Origin of the sequence: Burkholderia sp. MSMB1589WGS (assembly GCF_001636105.1) — a bacterium.
In the GTDB taxonomy this organism is placed as follows: Bacteria; Pseudomonadota; Gammaproteobacteria; order Burkholderiales; family Burkholderiaceae; genus Burkholderia; species Burkholderia humptydooensis.
The window spans coordinates 854,547-868,022 of record NZ_LNJT01000008.1 but is presented as its reverse complement, the minus strand read 5'-3'; the positions used below and the strand labels follow the sequence as shown (position 1 = coordinate 868,022).

Genomic DNA, 13,476 nt, shown 5'->3' with positions numbered 1-13,476 from the left:
AGACAAATGGCGCAGTGGAATTCAGATGACGAGCTGTTCGCGCTGATGCGCGCCGAGCTCTCGACCTGCCCCGTCAGCGACGTGATGGAACTGCTCGGGTTCGCCTACCCGATGCTGCCGCCGGAGATCCGGCCGTTGCGGCGGGACATGGTGATGATCGGCCGCGCGATGCCGGTGCAGGACGAGCCGCCCGTGCCGCACGGCGGCCTCAAGCGCTACGACGCGAAACCGTTCGGATTGCTGTTCGAATCGGTCGAGGCGCTGCGCCCCGGTGAGGTCTACATCGCGGGCGGCGGCCCGACGGCGGTTGCGCGGCTCGGCGACCTGCTCGTCACGCGCGCGCGCAATCTCGGTGCGGCAGGCGTCGTGCTCAACGCGCACGTCCGCGACGCGAACACGATCCTCGATCTGAATCTGCCGGCATTCGCGCACGGCACGTACGCGTACGGGCTGCAGGGCCGCCACAACGTCGTCGACTATCGCTGCTCGATCACCGTCGGCCACGTGCGGATTCGTCCGGGCGATCTGATTTTCGGCGACGGCGACGGCGTCTGCGTGATTCCACGCGAAGCCGAGCAGGAGGTGATCACGCGTGCGATCGCGAAGAACCGGCTCGAGCGCAAGGTTCGCGGCGCGATCGCCGAGGGGCGCAGTGTCGTCGATGCATTCAACCAATACAACGTCATGTGAGGAGCGCAACAACGATGAAAGCGAGCTACGTGTGGAAGAACGGCGAACTGGTGCCGTGGGAGCGCGCGCAGGTGCATGTGATGAGCCATGCGCTGCATTACGGGACGAGCGTGTTCGAGGGCGTGCGCGCGTACGAGATCGGTGACAAGGCGGCGATCCTCTGCGGCCGCGAGCACTTCGAGCGCCTGCTGTTCAGTTGCAAGGTCGCGCGGATTCCGTCGCCGATGAGCGTCGGGCAGTGGATGGAAGCGACGGTCGAGACGCTGCGCGCGAACGGCCAGCGCAGCGCGTACATCCGGCCGCTCGTCTATCGCGGCGCGGGCGAGTCGCTCGGGCTCGACGCACGTCAATGTCCGGCCGAGGCGCTGCTCATCACCACGCCGTGGGGCGCGTATCTCGGCGACGAGGCGTTGCAGCAGGGCGTCGACGTGCAGGTCAGCAGTTGGCGCCGCAACGGCGCGGGGGCGGCTAGCACGCTCGCGAAGATCGGCGGCCAGTACGTCAACGGCCAGGCGATCGTGATGGAGGCGCATGAGAACGGGATGAGCGAAGGCATCGCGCTCGATACGAACGGCTTTGTCAGCGAAGGCAGCGGCGAGAACGTGTTTCTCGTCCACAAGAACGAGATCTTCACGCCGTCGATCGGCAGCAGCATCCTGAGCGGCATCACGCGCAACTGCGTGATCCGGATCGCGCGCGACCTCGGCTACACCGTGACGGAAACGAGCATCCCGCGCGAAATGCTCTATCTTGCCGACGAAATCTTCTTCACGGGCACCGCAGTCGAGATCTGCCCGGTGCGCTCGGTCGATCGGATGCCGGTCGGCAGCGGCAAGCGCGGCCCCGTGACGAAGGCGATCCAGGATCAGTACTTCGGCGTCGTGCGCGGCACGCATGCGGACAAGTGGAACTGGCTCACGCCCGTGCCGGTACCGTCGCGCGACGGAGCACGGGCATGAGCGCGCGCGAAGCCGCAGTCGATTCGCCGTGGCTGATCGTTCACGAAGCGCAAAACGCGCGCATGCGGCTCTTCTGCTTCCACTATGCGGGCGCGACCGCGTCGATCTTCCGGAGCTGGCCGGGCGGCTTGCCGGATTGGGTCGAAGTCGTCGCGGTGCAATTGCCCGGCCGCGAGTATCGGCTCGGCGAGCCGCTGATCGAGCAAGCGGAGCCGGTCGTCGAGGCGCTCGCGGACATCGTGCCGCCGCTGCTCGATCTGCCGTATGCGTTCTTCGGCCACAGCATGGGCGCGCTGATCGCCTTCGATCTCGCGCACCTGCTGCGCGCACGCGGCTTCGCGCAGCCTTTGCTGTTCGTCGCGTCGGGCCGCAGCGCGCCGCGCTTCAGGTGGCGGGACGCGGGCATTCAGACGCTGCCCGACGACGCGTTCATCGCCGCGGTGCGCGATTACAACGGCACGCCCGATGCGCTGATCGCCGATCCCGCGCTGCGCGATCTCTGGCTGCCGCGGCTGCGCGCGGACCTGACGATTTCGGCGACGTACCGCTACGTCGAGTCGACGCCGCTCGATTGTCCGATGCTGGTGCTGCACGGCTCGAACGACGGTCTCGTGAGCGACGCCGGGCTGTCAGGCTGGCTCGCGGAAACGCTCGGGGCCGTGCGCTATGTCGGATTTTCCGGCGGCCATTTCTTTATGCACGCAGAGGAAAGCGGCGTGCTCGCCGAAGTCGGCCGCGAGCTGGAGCGCGTGCTCGCGCGCGCCGCGCGGAACGGGCCGAACGGCATGCGCGAGCCGGCGGCGCGCATGGGTCATTTGACGCAGGAGAGCGGAACATGAAGAACAAGTCATCGCGCACGCGGGTGGCGATCCTCGGGTCGGGCAGCATCGGGCTCGACCTGATGTTCAAAGTCAAGGCATCCGAACAATTCGATCTGAAATTCGTCGTCGGACGCCATGCGAACAGCGAGGGGCTGAAGCTCGCACGTAGCTGCAACGTCGAGACGTCGAGCGACGGCCTCGACTTCCTGAAGGCGCACGAGGATGCGTATGACCTCGTGTTCGACGCGACGTCGGCCGCCGCGCACAAGGTCAACAACCGCTTCTTCTCCGACGCGGGCAAGTTCGTGATCGATCTGACGCCCGCGAAGCTCGGCCGCCTGTGCGTGCCGTGCATCAATCTGGACGACATCGGCACCGAGCAGAACGTGAACCTGATCACCTGCGGCGGGCAGGCGAGCCTGCCGCTCGCGTATGCGCTGAAGCAGGCGGTCGACGAGATCGAATACCTGGAGGTGGTGTCGGCGATCGCGTCGCGCAGCGCCGGCATCGCGACGCGCGAGAACATCGACGAATACATGACGACGACCGAGTACGCGCTCGCGAAGTTCAGCGGTGCGAAGAAGACGAAGGCGATCCTCAACATCAATCCGGCCGAGCCCGGCGTGCGGATGCAGACGACGCTCTATGCGTACGCGCGCTATCGCGATTTCGACCGCGTGCGCGCGTGCGTCGCCGACATGGTCGAGAAGGTCCGCGAATACGTGCCCGGCTACCGGCTCGTCGTCGAGCCGATCGAGAGCCAGGGAAGGATCACGATCAGCCTCACCGTGCGCGGGCGCGGGGACTATCTGCCCGAGTACGCGGGCAATCTCGACATCATCAATTGCGCGGCGCTCGCGGTCGCCTCGCATCGGCACGCAACCGCCAGACTAGGAGCCACACAATGATACTGATCAGCGATGCGACCTTGCGCGACGGCAACCACGCGATTCGTCACCAACTGAGCGCCGCGCAGATACATGCCTATGCGCGCGCGGCCGACGAAGCCGGCATCGACATCGTCGAAGTCGGCCACGGCAACGGCCTCGGCGGCTCGTCGTGCCTGCTCGGGCAGACGCCTATCGGCGATCGCGTGATGCTCGAGACCGCGCGCGCCGCGCTGGGTACGAGCCGGCTCGGCGTGCATTTCATCCCGGGGCTCGGCAAGGCGGCGGACATCGCGCTCGCGCTCGAGATCGGCGTCGACGTCGTGCGCGTCGCGACGCATTGCACCGAGGCGAACGTGTCCGCGCGCTTCATCGAGCAGACGCGCTCGGCCGGCCGCACGGCGTTCGGCGTGCTGATGATGTCGCACATGGCGCCGCCCGACGTGCTGCTCGCGCAGGCGAAGCTGATGGAGCGCTATGGCGCGCAGGCGGTGGTGCTGATGGACAGCGCCGGCTATTCGACGCCGTCGCTCGTGCGCGCGAAGGTCGAGCGTCTTGTCGACGGTCTTGACATCGACGTCGGCTTTCATGCGCACAACAACCTCGGTCTCGCGGTTGCGAACAGCCTTGTCGCGCTCGAAGCGGGGGCGCGCATCGTCGATGCATGCGTGAAAGGCTTCGGCGCCGGGGCGGGCAATACGCAGCTCGAAACGCTTGTCGCCGCGATGGAGCGCGAAGGGCACGACACGCGCACGACGTTCGAGCGCGTGATGGCGCTCGCGCGCGGCACCGAGGCGTTTCTCAATCCGAAGACGCCGCACATTCAGCCGGCGAACATCGCGAGCGGACTGTACGGCCTCTTTTCCGGCTATGTGCCGCACATCCAGAAAGCCGCGCAGGAATTCGGCGTCAACGAATTCGAGCTGTACAAGCGGCTTGCGGAGCGCAAGCTCGTCGCCGGACAGGAGGACATCATCATCGAAGAGGCGAGCCGTCTCGCACGCGAACGGGACGTGCAGCGCGCGACCGGCGGCGAGCGGGTTCGCGAGCTGTCCGCGTGAGCGCGGACGCACGTCACATGATCGAGCGAGGAGGAAATCGTGACCGGTTTGAATGAACGAGGTTTCGGCGCATGGAATCGGGTCGAGCGCGAGACGCTGACCGAGCGGATCGAGCGGCAAGTCGTCTCGGGCGAGGCGCTGACGATGGCGAAGCTGTACCTGAAGAAAGGCGCGTTCGTCGGGACGCATTCGCATCCGAACGAGCAGTTCACCTACATCCTCGAGGGGCGCCTGCTGTTCCGTTATGGCGAGCATCTCGAGCACGAGGCCGAGGTCGGGCCCGGCGAGATCCTGCATCTTCCGGCGAACGTGCCGCACAACGCGCTGTGTCTCGAAGACGCAGTCGATCTCGACGTGTTCACGCCGGTGCGGGCGGACTGGCTCGCGCCCGGCGGAAATCGCTATTTCGCCGGCACGTCGGCCGCGGCTTCGCCCGCGCCTTCGGCGAGCCGATGACGACTCTCAACCGAAGCCGACGAACCGAGGAGGCGCCGTGCTCATTCAGGATGCGTTGCTCAAGATGTCGTTCTACGTGTCGCTCGTGCTGATCGTGCCGGGGCCGACGAACACGCTGCTGCTGTCGTCGGGCCTGAAGGTCGGCCTGCGCGGCACCTGGCACCTCGTGATCGCAGAGGCCCTGGGCTATGTCGTCGCGATCTCGCTATGGGGATTCTTCCTGCTCTCCGTGGCGGCGAGCCGGCCCTGGCTCTTCAGCACGATCAAGCTGTTGAGCGCCGCGTACATCCTGTGGCTCGCGGTCAAGATGTGGACGAAGAGCCGCGCGCTGCACGAACTGTCCGCGGGGCCGATCAGTTTCGGCGATCTGTTCGTCGCAACGCTGATGAACCCGAAGGCGCTGCTGTTCGCGAGCACGATGTTCCCGCTCGAGGCGTTTCGCTCGCTCAGCTACTTTGGATGGGCGGTCGTCGTGTTCCTGATCGTGCTCGCGCCGATCGGCGTCGGCTGGTCGAGCCTAGGCGGGCTGCTGACGTCGCAGCGTTCGTTGGCTGCGCATACGTCGACGTTCATGCGTTGCGCGTCGCTCGTGCTCGCGACATTTTCGGGGTCGCTCGCGTACTCGGTGTTGGGGCACTGAATCCGCTCGCGGGCCGAATGCCCGCGAGCAGCCACCGACGATGGAGCGCGCGGGCGGGCGCTGCGCCGCGCAGATTCGGAGCGGTAGCTTGGCGCCAGAAAACCGGACGGCTTCGCCTTGTTCGCGCTCGTCCTGATGTGGCCGCTGTTCGTCCTCTTGTCGATCGACGTGAACAACTGATGGACAGCATGCTCCTCCAGCTTCAGCGCCTCGGCGGCGCGGCGCGCATTGCCGCCCCGGCCCGAAAGTGACGGGGCATGCGGACGGCTGCGGTCGGCCGGATGTTTTCAGCGGCCTGTCCGCTGCCGCGAACGCCGGGCGTGCACCGCGGCAATCCATGAACCCGGCGTGATGCCGTAAGTGCTCTTGAAGTGTCGCGACATGTGGCTCTGGTCGGAAAAGCCGGCATCGGCGGACGCGGTCGACAGCGATTCGCCTTCCATCAACTGCCGACGCACGAGATTGAGCTGCCGTTGCGTGCGAAAGCGGCTTGGGCTCGTGCCGAACAGCTTGCGGAACTGGCGAGCGATCGTCCAGCGGTCGAGTCCCGAGACGTGTTCGAGCGTGTCCATCGAGATCGGCTCGCGCGGACGGGACGCGATGATATCGCGTATGCGCGTCAATTCGGTCACGGCGAGCGCACCGGTCTTGTGTGCGTCGCTTATCGCGGCGGCGGCCGTCAGCAGGTTCGCGACGGCGACTGCGATCTCGATGCGGGACAGGGTGTCGATTTCTTCGTCCAGCTTCCAGATGCCGGCCGCGAGCCCTTCGGCGACGGCAGGCGTCTCGACGACCGGCGAGCGGACGAACGGAAGCATGCGGCCGCCGAGGGCTTCCTGGACGAGCGCGGGGTCCACATAGACGATCCGGTAGCCGAAGCCTTCGTCGGTTCCCGCGCAGCCGTCGTGCAGTTCGTCCGGATGCAGGATATGACACTGACCCGGCAGGCAGTGGTGGGTTGCGCCGAGATAGCGGAAGGTTTGCACGCCCGAGAGCGTGATGCCGATCGCGTATGTGTCGTGACGATGGAGCGAGAACGCGTGATCGAGGAAGTGGACCTCCACGCGCTCGATGCCCGCGGCGCCGAATCCGATCCGAATATGGTTCCCGCAGGGAACGGTGTCGCATTCACGATCGTTCAAGACAGCCTCCGTGATGCTTCCATAAGCTACCTGTTCAAAACAGAAAATGGCGCATTGGAGCTTCGATGGTAAACCAAGTCGAGCTTGTTCCGGATGCGTTGCGCTTTCTTTCGGCTCGGCTCGTTGCGGTGGCCGTGGCGATGCGCGCGTTTCATCAGGTGCGTCGGTTGCTCGAAGAGGCCTGGGGTCTCGTTGTCGGCGCGATTGTCGTATTGCTTCTCGCATCGACGAGAGTGGCGGCATTCGTGATATCGATGCCGAATGGAGCGAGGATGGGCAACGGGAGCATTGGCGCCGCGTCGAGCGGCCTATCAATGGCGGTGGGCCCGTCGCGCGGGCTATTTACAGACGTCGACCCACTCGGCCTCGACCAGTTCGGCCAGCCGGACCGGATCGATGCGCAGCGCGGCGTGCGTCGATCCGGCGGCCGGCACGACGAAGTCGTACGATTTCAACATCACGTCGCAATAAACGGGCAGCGGAGTCGAGAGACCGAACGGACACACTCCGCCCACCGGATGGCCGGTGACGGCGACCGTTTCCTCCGCGGAGAGCATTTTTGCCTTGCCGCCCAGCGCGGCCTTGACTTTCTGGTTGTCGAGACGGGAATCGCCGCAGGATACGAGCAGCAAATGGGTGTCGCCGACCTTCATCGCGAGCGTCTTGGCGATCTGCGCCGGCTTGATGTCCCAGGCCGCCGACAGCGTCATCGTGGAGCTGCTTTCGTCCAAGGGAACGACGTCGATGTCCGGCGCCTTTTCCGCCAGAAACTGGCGAACCGATTCAACACTCACGTTCTTGGCCCTCCATTCGGCCGGCTTGCCTGTCTTCGCATGGTCGGCGAGCGCAAAGGCAACTCGACGACCGTCACTACCGCGTCGTTGATGAACCCGCGGAGCAGACAGGCTAGCGCATGCGGCGCGCGATGTATTGAACGATTGTGCAGCGAGCGGCCGTGGCGGTCATTCGCGGAGCGGATCGAGACGGGCAAGCGGCGGAAACGTTGGGCGGGCGGGCGCAACGCGCCCCGCCCTCGGGCCGAGCGTTCATGCATCGCACGGGGCGCGAAAACGAAGCCGACGCCGCATCTCGGGCCGCCTGCATGCCCGCGCTCACGCGCCGCGCGTCGCGATCCACGCGCCCCAGAACAGGCTCGCAAAAAAACGCACCGGCTCGCGGAACCCGGCGGCGTCGAGCAGCGCATGCACGGCGTCCTCGGACGCGGGCGGATCGGCGCCGCGCAGGATCGTCGCAAGCTTCTGCGCGACTTCGTCGGGCGGCGCCCCATGCATCCGCCAGCGCTGTGCCCACGCGCCCAGCAGGCGCGGATGCTCGGCGTAGCGACGATGGTTGCACGCAACGACGAGCGGCGCGCCGGGCTTCAGGCGTCGCGCGATCGAGCCGAGCAGCGCGGCCTTCGCGTCGTCGCCGGGCAGGTGGTGCAGCACGCCGATCAGCGTCGCGCCGTCGAAGCGGGCGTGGGCGGGCAGGTCGTCCACGTAGCCGTGATGCAGGTGCACGCGCGCGTCGAGAGCGGCCGCCGCGACGTTCGCGCGGGCGAGGTCGAGCATCGGCTGTGACGGATCGATCGCGGTGAAGCGCCAGCCGGGCTCGAGGCCCGCGAGCGCGACGATTTCGCGCGCGGTGCCGCCCGCGCCCGCGACGAGGATCTGCGCGGCGCCCGCTTCCGAGGCGACCGACGATGCGAGCATGCATGCGGCGAGATCGTGGCACGCGTCATAGCCCGCGAGCGCAATGCGGCTTTGCTCCGCGTATTCGGCGGCGCGCGACGGGTCGAATTTGGCTGCGCCGGATGGCGTGGACATGGCGGTCGGACTCCTGAAGAATCGCGCGCCGGGATCGCGCGCGAAACCGCAGCGTAGGCGTCGGCGCGGCGCGCAACAAGACGAGTGGCGATCATGGTATCGCCGCTACCGGCTATTTTCAGGGTCGCTTCACGTTTAAAACCCCGCGCCGATACTCGCATCGCGGCATGAATCGGCGCATACTGATTGCTCCCTCTTCGTCGGGCCACGCGTGTCATGCATGCGCGCCGCAAGCGGCGCATCGTCATGCCTCTGAACGCCGGAGGAGCGCATCATGTCCGAATGTCCTCACGATCCGTATGCGCATCACTATTCGCATTGCCTGCCGTTCGGCGCCCAACCCTGCGGCGCCGCCGGCGCGACGACGCGCACCCACTTTCACTTCCGCGTCTGGGCGCCCGCGCATGCGAGCGCGGTGCTCGTGCTCGACATCGCGGGCGGCCCCCTCGAACTGCCGATGGCGCCCGCGGGAGACGGCTGGTTCGAGACGTTCGCCGATTGCGGCGCGCACGCGCGCTACCGGTATCGGCTCGACGATGCGCTGACGATTCCCGATCCCGCGTCGCGCTCGCAGCCGGAAGGTGTCGACGGGCCGAGCGAAGTGGTCGATCCGCGCGCGTTCACGTGGCGCCATACGTTCTGGCGCGGCCGGCCATGGGAGGAGATCGCGCTCTACGCGATCCAGCCCGGCGCGGCGGGCGGCTACGACGGCATCCGCGCGCGCTTGCCGCAACTGGCGCAACTCGGCGTCACCGCGCTCGAATTGCTCGCGGCGCCGCAGGCGCGCGACGACAGCCTGCCGTTCGCGCCGATTGCCGCATACGGCGGCACCGACGCGCTGAAGCGCATGATCGACGAAGCGCACGGCTTCGGCCTCGCGGTGCTGCTCGATCTCGACTACGCGCGCTTCGGCTGCGGCACCGACGAGATGCGGCGCTACGCGCAACCGTTCTTCCACACCCGCGACGATCCGCTGCAGGCGCCGCCGCTCGCGCTCGATCATCCGCAGGTCTGCGATTTCTTCTGCGACAACGCGCTGTACTGGCTCGAAGAATATCGATGCGACGGATTGCGGATTCGCGAGGCGGACCGCATCGACAGCGTATGGCTGTGCGAGATTGCCGACCGCGTGCACGCGGCGCTGCCGACCGACCGGATCGTGCACCTCGTGCTCGGCAGCGAGCGGCACCCGTCGCACCTTGCCGATACGCATTTCGACGCGCAATGGAACGGCTGCGGCGAGCGCGCGCTGTACCGGCTGACGGGGCGCCGCGATCGCGCGCAAGGCGACGGCGTGTCGACGCATCAGTCGATTCACGCGCTCGCGCGCGCGTTGACCGCGGACGGCGCGGTGTTCCAGCGCGCGCATCCGATCGGCGACGGCGGGATGGCCGACGTCGGCTTGCCGCTGACGTCGCTCGTGCTGTCCGACGGCGTCTTGCGCGACGCGCGCGAGGCGGACCTCGCGGCGCTCGCGCTGTCGCTGCTGACGCCGCAGATTCCGCTGATCTTCGATGAAGCCGCGGGCGACGCGTCGCGGCGCCATTTCCTGCAATCGGCGCTCGCGGTGCGCGCGAAGCTGATTGCGCCGCGTCTCGTCGACGTGCGGCCGCGCAGCGCCGAGATGCTGCGCACGATCGACGGCGTCGAAGCCGATGCGCTCGTCGCCGCGTGGCGGCTCGGCGACGGCGAGACGCTCAGCATCGCGCTGAACCTGTCGCCGCAAGCGCTGCCGTTCCGTGGCGCGCCGGAAGGGACGGTCGTGTTCGAGACGCCGGCGCGCGCGCGGGATCGCGTCGACGCGGGCGAGTTGCCGCCGTATGCGCTCGTCGCGTGGCTGACGGGCGACGTCAATCAATACGCGCTGACGCACGACGTGCGTCGTTATGCGGATGTCGCGCCGCGCTCGTTGGGCGGCGTTTGAGCGGGGGAAGTCATTCGGCGGGCGTCGCGCCGACGGGCGGCGTCCGTTCCGCTTCGCTTTGTTCGATCGGGATGCCTGACGAAATGCCGGGCGAGGGCCGTTTGACGAAGACGGCGGAAAACGGCGTGACGCGATGACGGACGCGTTGCGCCCATCATCGCATCGTTTCCTGCCAGAATCCGCGAATGCTCGCGATGCCGTGCGCGTGATGCGCGCGCGCCGTCGCCAGATGCGCGCGCGTCATGCCGCCCAGCGCGTAGACGGGCACGCGCGTTTGCGCCGCGCATTCGGCGAAGCGCGCCCAGCCGAGCGTCGGCGCGCCCGGATGCGTGAGGGTCGGCAGGACGGGCGACAGCGTCGCGAGATCCGCGCCGATGCGCTGTGCGTGCAGCAGCTCGTCGAGCGAGTGGCACGCGGCCGACAGCAGGCAGTCCGAAGCAAGCGGGCGCACGGCTGCGGCGCGCAATGCCGCGCTGCCGAAGTGCACGCCGCTCGCGCCGAGCGCGAGCGCGGTCTCCGCGCCGATCGGTCCGTTGACGATCATGCGCGCGCTTCGCGCGCGGCAACGCGCGATCGCTTCGGCGGCGAGCGCCGCGTAGGCGGGCGCGTCGAGCGTTTTCACGCGGAGCTGGACGAGCGTGAGCCCCGTCGCGAGCGTGGCCGACAGCCGGTCGAGAAACGCCGCGAGATCCGCGTCGGAGCCCGAGTCCGGCTCCGGCGTGATCAGGTAGTACGGCGGCAGGGCGAGCGGGCCGGTCATGTCGTCATCCTGATCGATCGCCGTCCGGTACGCACGCTCACTCGTCCGCCTCCTTGAACGCCTTCGGATACACGCGCACGAGCACGATCCGCGGCCCGATCATCTTCTTCACGACGACGTCGAAGCGCTCGAACGACACGCGCTGGCCTTCCGTCGGCAGATCGTTGAGCGCCTGAATGACGAGGCCGCCGACCGATTCCGCGCGGCCTTCGTCGATGTCGATCCCGAGCGCCTGCTCGAGCGACACGACAGGCAGGCTGCCCTTGCCGATCAGCGTGCCGTCGTCGAGGCGGCTCCAGTCCGAATCGCCCTGCCGGAATTCGTCGTGGATCTGGCCGACGAGCGCGCCGAGCAGGTTGTCGAGCGTCAGGAAGCCGATCGGCTTCTCGCCCTTCTTGCCGACGAGCGCGAAGTGCGGCGCGCCCTTGCGGAAGCGCCGGAACAGATCGAGCGCTGGCGTGTCCGGCTTCACGTACTGCACCGGGCGCACGTAGTCGGACAGGTCGGCGAGCGCCGCGCCCGCGTGCCGCGCGAGCAGCAGATCCTTCAGATGGATGAGGCCGTTCACGGTTTCGCGCGTCTTGTCGTCGAAGAGGGGGTAGCGGCTGAAGCGGTGGCGCGCGACGACTTCCATGTTGTCCGCGAGCGGCACGTCGCGGCGCAGGCCGACCATCTCGTGCGCGGGCCGCATCAGGTCCGATACGGTCATCGACGAAAAATCGAGCGAATGCGCGAGCGTGTTCCATTCGTCGCTGCTGTATGCGTTCTTCGGCGTTTTCGCGGCGTCGGCCGCGTTGCGGCGGCTGCGCAGGATCAGCTTTAGTTCGTCGGTCGAGTAGTGCGCGTCGCCGCCATGATCGGCGGACAGCCCCGCGAGCCGCAGCACCGCGTTCGCGCTCGTGTTGAGCACCCAGATCGCCGGATACATCGTCCAGTAGAACGCATAGAGCGGGAGTGCGACCCACAGGCCCGTCTTCTCGGCCTGGCGGATCGCCATCGACTTCGGCGCGAGCTCGCCGACGACGATGTGCAGGAACGAGATCACCGAGAACGCGAACACGAGCGAAATCAGATGCACGAGCTTTTCCGACTCGACGCCCGCGAACGCGAGGACGGGCGACAGCAGCGCGGCGAACGCCGGCTCGCCGATCCAGCCGAGGCCGAGCGACGCGAGCGTGATGCCGAGCTGGCAGGCGGACAGATACGCATCGAGCCGCGAATGAACGATCCGCAGGATACGTCCGCGCAGGCCGTGCTGGCGGGCGAGGGTCTTGACGCGCGTCGCGCGCAGTTTGACGAGACCGAATTCGGCGGCGACGAAAAAGCCGTTGAGGGCCACGAGGAGCAACGCGCCGACGAGCGCGAAGATCTGTATCAACGAAGGGACTCCGGAAATGAACGAAGCGACAGTATAAGGTTGGAAAGGAAGGCGTAATGTTTTGCGTCGGTTTTGCGGCGCGATGCGCGCGGCCGATTACGCGCGCGCGGCGGGAATCGTCAGCGCGAGCGTTGCGCGCGCGCCGTCCGCGAGTGGGTTCGGGTCTTGCGCGAACGCGCCGCCGTGCGCGCGCGCGACGCGCTGCGCGAGCGCGAACACCGACGCAGGACGTTCGCCGTGGCGCTCGGCGAGCGCGTCGCGCCGCGCGAACGTTTCGAACGCGTGTGGCAGCGCCGCGTCGGTCAGCGCCGACGGCTGCGCGCGGAACGTCACGGTCAGGCGCGTCGCGTTCGCCGATTCGACGCAGTCCAGCGCGACGTCGCCGCCCGGCGCGCTCGCCTCGATCGCGAACGTCAGCATCGACCACAGTGCTTGCGCGACGCGCTCGCGGTCGCAATCGAGCGACGCGGGCCGCGCGTGCGACGCGACCGTCACCGCGGTGCCGCGCGCGTCGCCGAGCGCGATGCGTGCGAGCGCCGCGCATTCGTCGGCGAGCGCGTCGAGCGGGACGTCGGCGCGCGCGATCGGCAGCGTGCGCGTCTCGGCGCGCGGTGCGTCGACGACCGCCTCCAGCAACTTCGTCTGCTGCTCGATGCCGGTCCGGATTCCGTCGAGCGCGCGCGCGAGGCTCTCGTCGCTCGCCGCGAGCCGGCGCTCGAGCACGTAGGCCCAGCTATGCATCGCGTTGAGCGGGCTGCGCAGATCGTGCGACGCGATCGACAGCGCGTGGTCGCGGACGAACAGCGCCACCTCGGCTGCATAGCGCGCGGCGCGTTCGCGCAGCAGCGCGGCGGCCGGATCGGCGGCGGACTGAATCACAGTGTTTCCCTTGTGTGAAATCGTGATGACGGTCGAATCGACATTATAGGGAC

14 protein-coding genes and 1 pseudogene are annotated in these 13,476 nt (G+C 67.7%); 8 read left to right on the top strand and 7 right to left on the bottom strand.

Features of this window, described 5'->3' with window-relative positions; all coding sequences use genetic code 11:
- Nucleotides 1-6 precede the first annotated feature (6 nt).
- Genes WT16_RS21610 through WT16_RS21580 form a run of 7 tightly spaced genes read left to right on the top strand, consistent with a single transcriptional unit; the run spans nt 7 to nt 5,514 of the window.
- The gene (locus WT16_RS21610; RefSeq protein WP_006027931.1) at nt 7-690 is read left to right on the top strand and encodes an RraA family protein; all 684 of its coding nucleotides are present in this window, start codon (nt 7-9) and stop codon (nt 688-690) included.
- Between the two features lie 14 nt (nt 691-704).
- On the top strand, nt 705-1,649 hold the full coding sequence (locus tag WT16_RS21605) for a branched-chain amino acid transaminase (RefSeq protein WP_059928885.1): 945 nt from the start codon (nt 705-707) through the stop codon (nt 1,647-1,649).
- The gene (locus WT16_RS21600; protein WP_006027929.1) at nt 1,646-2,488 is read left to right on the top strand and encodes a thioesterase domain-containing protein; all 843 of its coding nucleotides are present in this window, start codon (nt 1,646-1,648) and stop codon (nt 2,486-2,488) included. Before WT16_RS21605 ends, WT16_RS21600 begins: the two co-directional genes overlap by 4 nt.
- Nucleotides 2,485-3,378: an acetaldehyde dehydrogenase (acetylating) gene (locus WT16_RS21595; protein WP_063534172.1), complete on the top strand. Its 894-nt coding sequence runs from the start codon at nt 2,485-2,487 to the stop codon at nt 3,376-3,378. Before WT16_RS21600 ends, WT16_RS21595 begins: the two co-directional genes overlap by 4 nt.
- Entirely contained in the window at nt 3,375-4,418 is a 1,044-nt protein-coding gene (dmpG, locus tag WT16_RS21590; protein ID WP_015602779.1) for a 4-hydroxy-2-oxovalerate aldolase, read from the top strand. Before WT16_RS21595 ends, dmpG begins: the two co-directional genes overlap by 4 nt.
- A gap of 48 nt (nt 4,419-4,466) precedes the next feature.
- On the top strand, nt 4,467-4,874 hold the full coding sequence (locus WT16_RS21585; protein WP_006027926.1) for a cupin domain-containing protein: 408 nt from the start codon (nt 4,467-4,469) through the stop codon (nt 4,872-4,874).
- A gap of 37 nt (nt 4,875-4,911) precedes the next feature.
- A complete protein-coding gene (locus WT16_RS21580; RefSeq protein WP_006027925.1) occupies nt 4,912-5,514 on the top strand; it encodes a LysE family translocator in 603 nt (200 codons plus the stop codon).
- A 74-nt stretch (nt 5,515-5,588) separates the two neighbouring features.
- Here WT16_RS21580 and WT16_RS35085 read toward each other — a convergent pair.
- The 4 genes and pseudogenes from WT16_RS35085 to WT16_RS21565 form a co-directional block, all read right to left on the bottom strand.
- Nucleotides 5,589-5,762, bottom strand: a pseudogene (locus WT16_RS35085) (transcriptional regulator); the annotation flags it as partial.
- A 39-nt stretch (nt 5,763-5,801) separates the two neighbouring features.
- Nucleotides 5,802-6,656 (bottom strand): AraC family transcriptional regulator, encoded by an 855-nt coding sequence (locus WT16_RS21575; RefSeq protein ID WP_063534171.1) that lies wholly within the window; start codon nt 6,654-6,656, stop codon nt 5,802-5,804.
- A gap of 338 nt (nt 6,657-6,994) precedes the next feature.
- Nucleotides 6,995-7,450 (bottom strand): YbaK/EbsC family protein, encoded by a 456-nt coding sequence (locus tag WT16_RS21570; protein ID WP_006027923.1) that lies wholly within the window; start codon nt 7,448-7,450, stop codon nt 6,995-6,997.
- Nucleotides 7,451-7,768: 318 nt separating this feature from the next.
- Nucleotides 7,769-8,482, bottom strand: coding sequence for a class I SAM-dependent methyltransferase (locus tag WT16_RS21565; RefSeq protein ID WP_015603557.1), 714 nt, complete (start codon nt 8,480-8,482; stop codon nt 7,769-7,771).
- Nucleotides 8,483-8,756: 274 nt separating this feature from the next.
- Here WT16_RS21565 and WT16_RS21560 point away from each other — a divergent pair, with 274 nt between their 5' ends.
- Entirely contained in the window at nt 8,757-10,406 is a 1,650-nt protein-coding gene (locus tag WT16_RS21560; RefSeq protein ID WP_063534170.1) for a DUF3459 domain-containing protein, read from the top strand.
- Nucleotides 10,407-10,560: 154 nt separating this feature from the next.
- On the opposite strand, the gene WT16_RS21555 is transcribed toward WT16_RS21560, so the two are convergent.
- The 3 genes from WT16_RS21555 to WT16_RS21545 all read right to left on the bottom strand — a co-directional run bounded on the left by WT16_RS21555 (nt 10,561) and on the right by WT16_RS21545 (nt 13,420).
- The gene (locus WT16_RS21555) at nt 10,561-11,166 is read right to left on the bottom strand and encodes a thiamine phosphate synthase (protein WP_006027920.1); all 606 of its coding nucleotides are present in this window, start codon (nt 11,164-11,166) and stop codon (nt 10,561-10,563) included.
- A 37-nt stretch (nt 11,167-11,203) separates the two neighbouring features.
- Nucleotides 11,204-12,544, bottom strand: coding sequence for a hemolysin family protein (locus WT16_RS21550; protein WP_006027919.1), 1,341 nt, complete (start codon nt 12,542-12,544; stop codon nt 11,204-11,206).
- Nucleotides 12,545-12,640: 96 nt separating this feature from the next.
- A complete protein-coding gene (locus WT16_RS21545) occupies nt 12,641-13,420 on the bottom strand; it encodes a HAMP domain-containing sensor histidine kinase (RefSeq protein WP_082875064.1) in 780 nt (259 codons plus the stop codon).
- Nucleotides 13,421-13,476: the final 56 nt, after the last annotated feature.

Excerpts from the sequence above, each read along its gene's own strand:
- WT16_RS21610 (WP_006027931.1), top strand. The coding sequence starts at position 7 with ATGGCGCAGTGGAATTCAGATGACGAGCTGTTCGCGCTGATGCGCGCC.
- WT16_RS21605 (WP_059928885.1), top strand. The coding sequence starts at position 705 with ATGAAAGCGAGCTACGTGTGGAAGAACGGCGAACTGGTGCCGTGGGAG.
- WT16_RS21600 (WP_006027929.1), top strand. The coding sequence starts at position 1,646 with ATGAGCGCGCGCGAAGCCGCAGTCGATTCGCCGTGGCTGATCGTTCAC.
- WT16_RS21595 (WP_063534172.1), top strand. The coding sequence starts at position 2,485 with ATGAAGAACAAGTCATCGCGCACGCGGGTGGCGATCCTCGGGTCGGGC.
- dmpG (WP_015602779.1), top strand. The coding sequence starts at position 3,375 with ATGATACTGATCAGCGATGCGACCTTGCGCGACGGCAACCACGCGATT.
- WT16_RS21565 (WP_015603557.1), bottom strand. The coding sequence starts at position 8,482 with ATGTCCACGCCATCCGGCGCAGCCAAATTCGACCCGTCGCGCGCCGCC.
- WT16_RS21560 (WP_063534170.1), top strand. The coding sequence starts at position 8,757 with ATGTCCGAATGTCCTCACGATCCGTATGCGCATCACTATTCGCATTGC.
- WT16_RS21555 (WP_006027920.1), bottom strand. The coding sequence starts at position 11,166 with ATGACCGGCCCGCTCGCCCTGCCGCCGTACTACCTGATCACGCCGGAG.